Source organism: Frankia sp. AgB1.9 (assembly GCF_016786355.1).
In the GTDB taxonomy this organism is placed as follows: domain Bacteria; phylum Actinomycetota; class Actinomycetes; order Frankiales; family Frankiaceae; genus Pseudofrankia.
In genome coordinates this window covers 1-8,571 of sequence record NZ_JADWYX010000212.1, presented here as the reverse complement: position 1 = coordinate 8,571, position 8,571 = coordinate 1, and the positions used below count along the sequence as shown (strand labels likewise).

Below are 8,571 nucleotides of genomic sequence, written 5' to 3'. Positions count from 1 at the left end.
CCCCCCGGGGGGGGGGCCCGGCGGGGCGCCCCCCGGCCGGGGGGCGGGGGGGGCCCAGCTCGGCCCCCGCCGCGGCCACCGCGGCCGCGAGCGCGGCCGAGCCCTCGACCCCGCCCCGGTCGACGCCGCGCACGTTGACCAGTACCTGCGGCAGCCGGGTCATCGCCTTCGCCAGCTCGCCCAGGGGCTGGCCGGTCTCGCGCACCCGCCCCAGCAGGGTGAGGGCCGTCAGGAGACCGTCCCCGGTCGTGGCGTGCCGCAGGAAGACGATGTGGCCGCTCTGCTCGCCGCCGAGCGTCACGCCGAGGCGGCGCATCTCGGCGAGCACGTACCGGTCGCCGACCGGGGTCGCCAGCGCCTCGATACTGGCCTCCCGCATCGCGTGGTGGAAGCCCAGGTTCGACATGACGGTGACGACGACCCGCCGGTCGGTCAGCTCGCCACGCTCGGCCAGCGCCAGCGCGCAGATGGCCATGATCTGGTCCCCGTCGACGATCTCGCCGTCGGCGTCGACCGCGAGGCACCGGTCCGCGTCGCCGTCGTGCGCGATGCCCACGTCCGCCCCGTGGGCCAGGACGGCCGCGCGCAGGCTGTCCAGGTGAGTGGCCCCGCAGCCGTCGTTGATGTGCTCGCCGTCGCCGTCGGCGTGTAGCGCGATCACCTCGGCCCCGGCCTCGCGCAGCACTCTCGGCGCGAGCCGGGAGGCGGCGCCCTGGGCGCAGTCGACGACGACCCGCAGCCCGTCGAGCCGGACCGGCAAGGTGGCGAGCAGGTGCTTCACGTAACCGTCGACGACGCCGGCGATGTAGCCGGGCTCGTCGCGGACCCGACCGACCGCCGCGCCGGTGGGACGCCCGGTCGGCTGGGTCCTCAGCCGGGCCTCGATCGCGTCCTCGGCCTCGTCCGGCAGCTTGTGCCCACCGGCGGCGAAGAGCTTGATCCCGTTGTCGGGCATCGGGTTGTGGCTGGCGGAGAGCATCACGCCGAGGTCGGCCCCGGTCGCGGCGACGATGTGCGCCACGGCGGGGGTCGGCACCACCCCGACCCGGACGACGTCGGCGCCCCGGGAGGCGAGGCCCGCGAGGACCGCCGCCTCGAGGAACTCACCCGAGGGCCGGGTGTCCCGCCCGACGACCACAGTGGGCCGGGCTCCGGCGGCCGGGGGGGCCAGCGCCGTCCGGTTCTCGGTGAGCACCTCGACCGCGGCCTCGGCGAGGCGCAGCGCCAGCTCCGCCGTCAGGTCGACGTTCGCGACGCCGCGCACGCCATCGGTACCGAACAGCCGCCCCATCACGGGCCCCCCAACCATCGGAGTTCGCCGAGCTCCATGTCGTGCCGCGCCGGCAGCGGGGCGGCTCGGCGGCCGGTCCCGAACGCCGCCGCCAGTCCAGCCGTCGGCACTGCTCAGCCCGGCCGTCCCCCAGAGGACCGCGCTTCCCGGCCCGCGTCGGCGGGCCGGCCAGCCATCATCTTCGCCGACCCGGCCGCGACTTCCGTCGAGGCCCGCCGCCAGGCCGACGACGGAGCCGCGGCGAAGGGCGCGCGCGGCCGGTCCCGAGGCTGCCGACAGGGGTCGAAAACGGCGAAACCCGCCCGTCCAGGATGGCCGACAGGCGGGTGTCACCGCGATCAGAGAAGTCACCGCACATCCGGCCCCGGCCGCGCGAACCACGGGCCGGGGCTCCCAGGGAGATCCCCCGGGGGGCGTACTTAACGCTTGGAGTACTGAGGCGCCTTACGGGCCTTCTTGAGGCCGTACTTCTTGCGCTCCTTGGCCCGCGAGTCACGCGAGAGGAAACCGGCCTTCTTCAGCGTCGGGCGGGAGTCCTCCTCGACGATGATCAGCGCACGAGAGATCGCGAGGCGCAGCGCGCCGGCCTGGCCGGAGATGCCGCCGCCGTGCAGCAGCGCCACGATGTCGTAGCTCTCGGCCTTGTCGAGCGCCTTCAGCGGCTCGTTGACGAGCTGCTGGTGCACCTTGTTGGGGAAGTAGTTCTCCAGGGAGCGTCCGTTCAGGGACCAGTTCCCGGAACCGGGGAGCAGGCGGACGCGGACGACCGCCTCCTTGCGGCGGCCGGTGGCCCGCGGGTTGCCCTGGACGTCGGTCACGACAGACACGTCGCGTTCCTTCCTTGCGGTTCGTGGTCGCGCGAGCGCGACATCGGGGGTCCGAGGACCCGACCCCCGGGTCAGATCTTTCGGCTTGTGCGGCGACCCACCCACCACACCGACCAGGGCCAGCGAAGAGGGAGAAACGCGTATCTCTGATGACTCAAGATCTAAAGTGACTCAAAACCCTCGCGAGGCGAGCCCCCCAGCTACCGGCTCAAGGTCTCGCGAAGCGAGACACCGGGGGGTCCGGGGGGTCGCCCCCGGGCAGATATCCAGTGGCGGGTGAGCCGGGAAGCTGCCCGAAGGGCAGCGAACAGGCGAACCCCACCCGCTACTGCGCGACCTGGACGATGTCGAACGGCTGCGGCTGCTGGGCCTCGTGCGGGTGGATCGGACCCGCGTAGACCTTGAGCTTGCGAGCCTGGGCCCGGCCGAGCTTGTTCTTGGGAAGCATCCCCTTGATGGCCTTCTCGACGAGCAGCTGGGGCCGCGTGTCGAGCAGCTCGCCGTAGCTGGTGCTGCGCAGGCCGCCCGGGTAGCCAGAGTGGCGGTAGTACTGCGACTGCTCCCGCTTCGCCCCCGAGAGCGACACCTTCCCGGCGTTCACGATGATGACGAAGTCACCGGTGTCGATGTGCGGGGCGAAGTACGCCTTGTGCTTCCCACGAAGTAGCTGGGCAGCCTGGCTCGCCAGCTTGCCGAGGACGACGTCGCTGGCGTCGATGACATGCCACGCACGCTGGATATCCGCGGGCTTGGGCTGGTACGTGCGCACAGGTCTGCCTTTTTCGTCGGGACGACGCTCCGTCCGGTCCGCCTCGCCTGAGGAGGTCCAACCGCAGCAAGCGCGTCAAGAGTGTGAAAACGCGCGCGTTCGACAGTCGTGTCACGCGCCGCAGTCTTTGAGGTTACCAGGCTCTGGACGGCTGCCGCCGCCGGCGTCCCACCACCGCGCCCCCGCCCCTCCCGTGGCGGCCACGGGACCGGTTCCGCGGTGCGGCCAGACGAGACCGCGCCGAGATCGGAAGCGCTGATCAGCTGGAATCGATCAGTTGAGACCGACCAGCTGGGACCGTCCGATTGGGGAGGGATGTCCGGGAGATCCTAGCAATCGGCTACCGTCGGTCGAATGAGCGGCACCGATCCTTGGCGGAACGCCGGCTCGGAGCTCGGGGACTCCGATCGGCGCGGCGACGACTGGGGCTCGGCTACCGGCAGCCAGGCGGCAGCCGGATGGCCCCCGCACAGCACTTCGCCCCTGCGGGACAGCTGGACCCCCAGCGACGACTGGCCCCGCACGGGCCCGCAACCCACCGGGCCAGGCATCGACCCGGCCGACCGTGGGTCACTGGTCGGCCCGCTCGACCCAGCCACCGGCGGCATCCTGCGGCCCCGTTACGTGCCCCGCCCTGTCGCCGACAGGCGCAACCTGGCTGGGCCGCCGCTCGACCAGAGCTACCCCGGCTGGCCCGACGACGACCTGGACGACGAGGGCGAGGAGGACGACGACGAGTACGAGGACGTCGCCGACCTCGACGACGGTTTGGGCGACGACGACTACGACGACGACGGCTACTCCGAGGACGACGAGGACCCCGAGGACGACGCCGTCGCGGAGAAGCCCGCCGCGGCAACACGTGCCAGCCGGTTCGGCGAGAGCAGGCGACCAGCCGCCCGCCGCTGGTCACAGGATCCGGCTCCCGCAGGCGGACGAGCCTCGAAGCCGCGCATCGGCCGTGGCCCGCGGGTCCTGATCATCGCCGTGGTGGTCCTCATCGTCGGCGGCGTCACCTACTGGACGATGACCGGCGGCTCAGCCGGCACCAGCGCAGCGCCGCCGGCACCGCTTCCGACGGCGCAGCCGGTGCCGGCCGACTTCCTCGACTCCGCGTTCACGGACTCCGACGCGGTCACCGCGAACGAGTTCTTCCGTGACGGCTCCGTCGTCGCTGGCGCGCACACGTACACCCGGGTCGCCAGCAAGCTCGACCAGGGCTGCCCTGACCTCACCGGCATCGTCGCGCTCGCGCTGGCGGGCCAGGCCCCGCTGCCGACGGCGGCGGCCACCCCGGCCGCCGGCCCGTCGGCCAGTGGCGCACCCGCGCCCGGCGCCTCGGCCGCGGCGACGCCGGCCGCGCCGGTGACCCCTGGCCCGCTGTGCCGCCAGCTGGTCCGGGCGCTCTACGTCGGCGAGCCGGACAAGTCCGGGCGCCGGCTGCTCGCGGGCATCGGCGTCCTCGTCGTCGACAGCGCCACGACCGCCAAGAACGCGGTCCAGGCACTCGGGGCCGGTGCCGGCGGCGTTACCCCGCTGCCGCTGCCGACCGGAGCACTGCCCGGCGCGAAGATCAGCGGCCCGAACGGCAACAACAACTGGCGGACGGCGTTCTCCGACGGCCACTACGCCGTCGTCCTCCAGCTCGCCTACTCGGACGACACCAAGGGCAAGGCGACCGACGCGGTGCTCACGGACGCCGCCACCGACCTCAAGAAGATCACCACGTCGCCGCTCGACGACCGCGCAGTGCTCGGCCGCGGCTACCGGGGCTGAGGCCCGAGCCACCCCACTCGTCGCTCCGCCCGGACGTCTCCGGGTGGAGCGGCAGCAGGTGTACCAGAGAGCGGCGGGTCAGCCGGACAGCGTCGGCGAGACGCGGACGGCCCTCGTGACCTCGGCGCGGGCGGCGAGGTCGGCATCGGGCGGGTAGCGCACCTCGACCAGCGTGAGCCCGTGCGCCGGCAGCACGGTCACGGCCGGGCTGCGCACCGCCCTGGCCAGCATCTGCGGGATCCAGCCTGGCGGCTGGCGCCCCTCGCCGACGCCGACGAGCGCGCCGACGAGCGCCCGGACCATCGAGTGGCAGAACGCATCCGCCTCGACGTCGGCGACGATCACGCCGTCAGGGCCGCGGCGGACATCGAGACGCAGCAGCGTGCGGACAGTCGTCGCCCCCTCGCGGCGGCGGCAGAACGCAGCGAAGTCGTGTTCGCCGAGCAGCGCCAGCGCGGCCAGCCGCATGACAGCCGCGTCCAGCGGGCGGGGCCAGGCCAGGGTGTCGTAGCGGCGCAGCGGGTCGGCACCGTAGGGCGCGTCGCTGATCCGGTAGTTGTACCGGCGGGACAGCGCCGAGAAGCGGGCGTCGAACCCGACCGGCGCCGGCCCGATCCCGAGAACCCGCACCGCGCGGTCGAGAACGCCGTTGAGCCGGCGGGCGAGACCGCCTAGCGGAACCTCAGCGGGGATGTCCACGTGCGCGACCTGCCTGGCGGCGTGCACCCCCGCGTCGGTCCGGCCGGCCACGGTGAGCCGCACGGCGGGCAGCCTCGCCACCCGCATCAGGGCCTCCTCCACGTCGGCCTGCACGGTCCGCTGGCCAGGCTGGCGGGCCCAGCCGGCGAACGGCGTCCCGTCATAGGCGAGGTCGATCCGGAGCCGTTGGAGGCCGTCGGCGCCGAAGATGGTCAAGGCGCTCGTTATCTCCTTGCTTCCCGAGCTGCTTGCTTTCCGCGCTGCCCGCGCCGGTCAACTGATCTGCCGGTCGCGGTGGTTCGGGTGATTCGGTGACTCGTGGTTCTGTGGTTCGGGCGATTCGGAAATTCGGTGGTTCGGGTGGCTGCAGCCGCGGCAGACCGGCGCGGACCGCTGGCGACGCCCTCACGATCGCATCTTCGGCCACCCGCTGTCAGCCCCGGGTCCCGCTGCCAACCGGGTGGTGAGGCAGGCAGACGTCGAGGAGCCCGCCTCCCAGTACGGGCGGCGGGCTCCCTTTCCCGGTGGCCTGTGGGCCCAGGGGACGTCAGGCTTCGGTGTCGCCGTCGGCCGGCTCGGTGTCCTCGGCCGGCTCGGCCGCGGTGGCCTCCGCGGCCTTGGCCTCTTCGGCCTCGAGGGCGACGGCGGCCGCGGTCGGCGACTCCTTCGCCAGGTCCTCGGCGGCTTCGGCGGTCGCACCGGTCGGCGCCTTGCGCTCGGCGAACCGGGTACCGCGGGCGCGCTCCGCCTCGGCGACGGCGGACTGGCCGACGGTCAGCGCCTCGACCAGCTCGATGCGGGCCAGCTGGGCGTTGTCGCCCTTGCGGAACCCGACCTTGGTGATCCGGGTGTAGCCGCCGTTGCGGTTCTCGTACCGCGGGCCGATCTCGGTGAACAGCTCGTGGACGACCGACTTGTCACGAATGACGCGCATCACCTGGCGACGGGCGTGCAGGTCACCGCGCTTGGCGAAGGTGACCAGCTTCTCGGCGTACGGGCGCAGCGCCTTCGCCTTGGTCTCGGTCGTGGTGATCGCGCCGTGTTCGAACAGCGAGGTCGCCAGGTTCGCGAGAATCAGCCGCTGGTGGGCCGGGCTGCCGCCCAGCCGGGCGCCCTTCCTCGGAGTAGGCATTCGAGTTCCCTCGTTCCTTTCGCGGTGCGAAGCACCTCAGAGCCGACCGGGACGGACATCTCCACGGCCACGAGCCAAGCCCGCGACACGGCCCCAACCACGCCCTTCGAGCGAGATCAGAACCTTGGTCAGGCAGTGCCCCGGCCCCCCGGTCGGAACCGAAACCCCACCCAACGTGGATCCCTGCGAACAGGTCCTGCAGACGTACCAACAAAGCCACACAGATCAAGCCAGCCCCAGCGCCCCGAACCAGGAGCCCGCAAGCGAAGCGTCACCAACCCGCTGCGCTAGCCCCCACGTCTTCGCGAGTCGGGTGGGCCAGGAGGCCGCGAGCGAAGCGAAGCGGCCGCCCAACCCGTCTACCCCGAGCCCAAGTCTTCGCGTAGTCGGGTCGGCCAGCAGGCTGCGAGCGAAGCGAAGCTGCCTGACTGGCCGACCCGACGGAGCGAAGACCCGTTCGTGGCGGAGGACGCGACCCGGAGGTCCCGACCGGAGCGCTAGCGGAGGTCGGGGCCGTAGGGGCGCGCCCGGACGCCACGAACAAAGAGACTCAGTACTGCTCAGTCTCGACGTACTCGCTGCCGTCGTCGTCGTGACCGGCGGAGAACGGCGGGCTGTAGGTGTCGGTCCCGTAGGTGTCGACGGCCTGACGCGGGTCGAACCCGGGCGGGCTGTCCTTGAGCTGCAGGCCCATGGCCCCCAGCTTGGTCTTCACCTCGTCGATCGACTTCTGGCCGAAGTTGCGGATGTCGAGCAGGTCCGCCTCGCTGCGCGAGACGAGCTCGCCGATCGTGTGGATGCCCTCGCGCTTGAGGCAGTTGTAGGAGCGGACGGTCAGGTCCATCTCCTCGATCGGCAGGGCCAGGTCAGCGGCCAGCTGCGCGTCCTGCGCGGACGGGCCGATGTCGACGCCCTCAGCCTCGGCGTTGAGCTCCTGGGCCAGCCCGAACAGGCCGACCAGGGTCTTGCCGGCGCTCGCCATCGCGTCCCGCGGCGAGATCGACGGCTTGGTCTCGACGTCGACGATCAGCTTGTCGAAGTCGGTCCGCTGCTCGACACGAGTCGCCTCGACCTTGTAGGTGACCTTCAGCACGGGCGAGTAGATCGAGTCGATCGGGATGCGGCCGATCTCCTGGCCAGGCTGCTTGTTCTGGGCCGCGCTGACGTAGCCACGACCACGCTCGACGGTCAGCTCGATCTCGAGCTTGCCCTTGTCGTTGATGGTGGCCAGGTGCAGCTCGGGGTTGTGCACCTCGACGCCGGCCGGCGGAGCGATGTCCGCCGCGGTGACCTCGCCGGGGCCCTGCTTGCGCAGGTACATCACCGTCGGCTCGTCGTTGTCCGAGCTGACGACGAGCTCCTTGAGGTTCAGGATCACGTCGGTGACGTCTTCCTTGACCCCGGGAACCGTGGAGAACTCGTGCAGCACGCCGTCGATCCGGATGCTCGTCACCGAGGCACCGGGGATGGACGACAGCAGGGTGCGACGCAGCGAGTTGCCCAGGGTGTAGCCGAAACCAGGCTCCAGCGGCTCGATCACGAACCGCGACCGGAACTCGGCGATCGGCTCCTCGGCCAGCGTAGGACGCTGAGCAATAAGCATGAGCTACTTCCTTCCAACCACGACGCCCGCCATATGACGCCGTGCAGTGCCTCCCTCGCGGGGAGGCGACGGCGAGCGGCTTCGGTCCACCACTCGCCGTAGTCCATTGTGCGCCCCGCCTGCAAACGCGGCGGAGCGGGTCGAGACGGCCGACGGCCGCCGGGACAGGCCCGGCGGCCGAAGGACGACAAAACCACACGTTCGGGAGCTTCGGCTGGAACGCGACCAAGGTATCGACCCTGGACCGCGGCCCACCCCAGACATCCACGCCCGCCCCGATACAGGGCTGGCGAGGGCGCCCAGCGCCCGAGCCGGGGTTTTTGGGGGGGGGGGGGGGGGGGGCGGGGGGGCGCGCCGGGGCGGGGGGGGGGGGCGGCCCCGGGGGGGGGGCGGGGGGGGGGCGCGGCAGGGGACGGGCGGGAGCGGGCGACGGCGGAGCCAGATGGTCGGCCGGTTCGTCGAACAGATCCGCGT

Annotated in this window: 7 protein-coding genes; 1 reads left to right on the top strand and 6 read right to left on the bottom strand. The window is 72.2% G+C overall.

The genetic code is table 11. The features are described from left to right. The 3 genes from glmM to rplM form a co-directional block, all read right to left on the bottom strand. The coding region (glmM, locus tag I6A60_RS39965) for a phosphoglucosamine mutase (RefSeq protein WP_203055868.1) at positions 1 to 1,291 on the bottom strand (1,291 nt) is incomplete at its 3' end. 419 nt (positions 1,292 to 1,710) lie between these two features. Next, positions 1,711 to 2,118 (bottom strand): 30S ribosomal protein S9, encoded by a 408-nt coding sequence (gene rpsI / locus I6A60_RS39960; RefSeq protein WP_013427296.1) that lies wholly within the window; start codon positions 2,116 to 2,118, stop codon positions 1,711 to 1,713. Between the two features lie 325 nt (positions 2,119 to 2,443). Then, positions 2,444 to 2,887, bottom strand: a complete 444-nt coding sequence (rplM, locus tag I6A60_RS39955; protein ID WP_203021150.1) for a 50S ribosomal protein L13 — start codon at positions 2,885 to 2,887, stop codon at positions 2,444 to 2,446. Positions 2,888 to 3,241: 354 nt separating this feature from the next. Here rplM and I6A60_RS39950 point away from each other — a divergent pair, with 354 nt between their 5' ends. Beyond that, positions 3,242 to 4,663, top strand: coding sequence for a hypothetical protein (locus I6A60_RS39950; RefSeq protein ID WP_203021148.1), 1,422 nt, complete (start codon positions 3,242 to 3,244; stop codon positions 4,661 to 4,663). 78 nt (positions 4,664 to 4,741) lie between these two features. On the opposite strand, the gene truA is transcribed toward I6A60_RS39950, so the two are convergent. From truA to I6A60_RS39935, 3 genes are all read right to left on the bottom strand, one after another. Then, positions 4,742 to 5,578: a tRNA pseudouridine(38-40) synthase TruA gene (gene truA, locus I6A60_RS39945; protein ID WP_238437227.1), complete on the bottom strand. Its 837-nt coding sequence runs from the start codon at positions 5,576 to 5,578 to the stop codon at positions 4,742 to 4,744. Positions 5,579 to 5,909: 331 nt separating this feature from the next. After that, positions 5,910 to 6,494, bottom strand: a complete 585-nt coding sequence (gene rplQ, locus I6A60_RS39940; protein WP_203021147.1) for a 50S ribosomal protein L17 — start codon at positions 6,492 to 6,494, stop codon at positions 5,910 to 5,912. Positions 6,495 to 7,044: 550 nt separating this feature from the next. Further along, the gene (locus I6A60_RS39935; RefSeq protein WP_013427301.1) at positions 7,045 to 8,097 is read right to left on the bottom strand and encodes a DNA-directed RNA polymerase subunit alpha; all 1,053 of its coding nucleotides are present in this window, start codon (positions 8,095 to 8,097) and stop codon (positions 7,045 to 7,047) included. Positions 8,098 to 8,571: the final 474 nt, after the last annotated feature.

Coding starts and splice junctions, on each gene's coding strand:
- I6A60_RS39950 (WP_203021148.1), top strand. CDS start 3,242: ATGAGCGGCACCGATCCTTGGCGGAACGCCGGCTCGGAGCTCGGGGAC.
- I6A60_RS39935 (WP_013427301.1), bottom strand. CDS start 8,097: ATGCTTATTGCTCAGCGTCCTACGCTGGCCGAGGAGCCGATCGCCGAG.
- rplQ (WP_203021147.1), bottom strand. CDS start 6,494: ATGCCTACTCCGAGGAAGGGCGCCCGGCTGGGCGGCAGCCCGGCCCAC.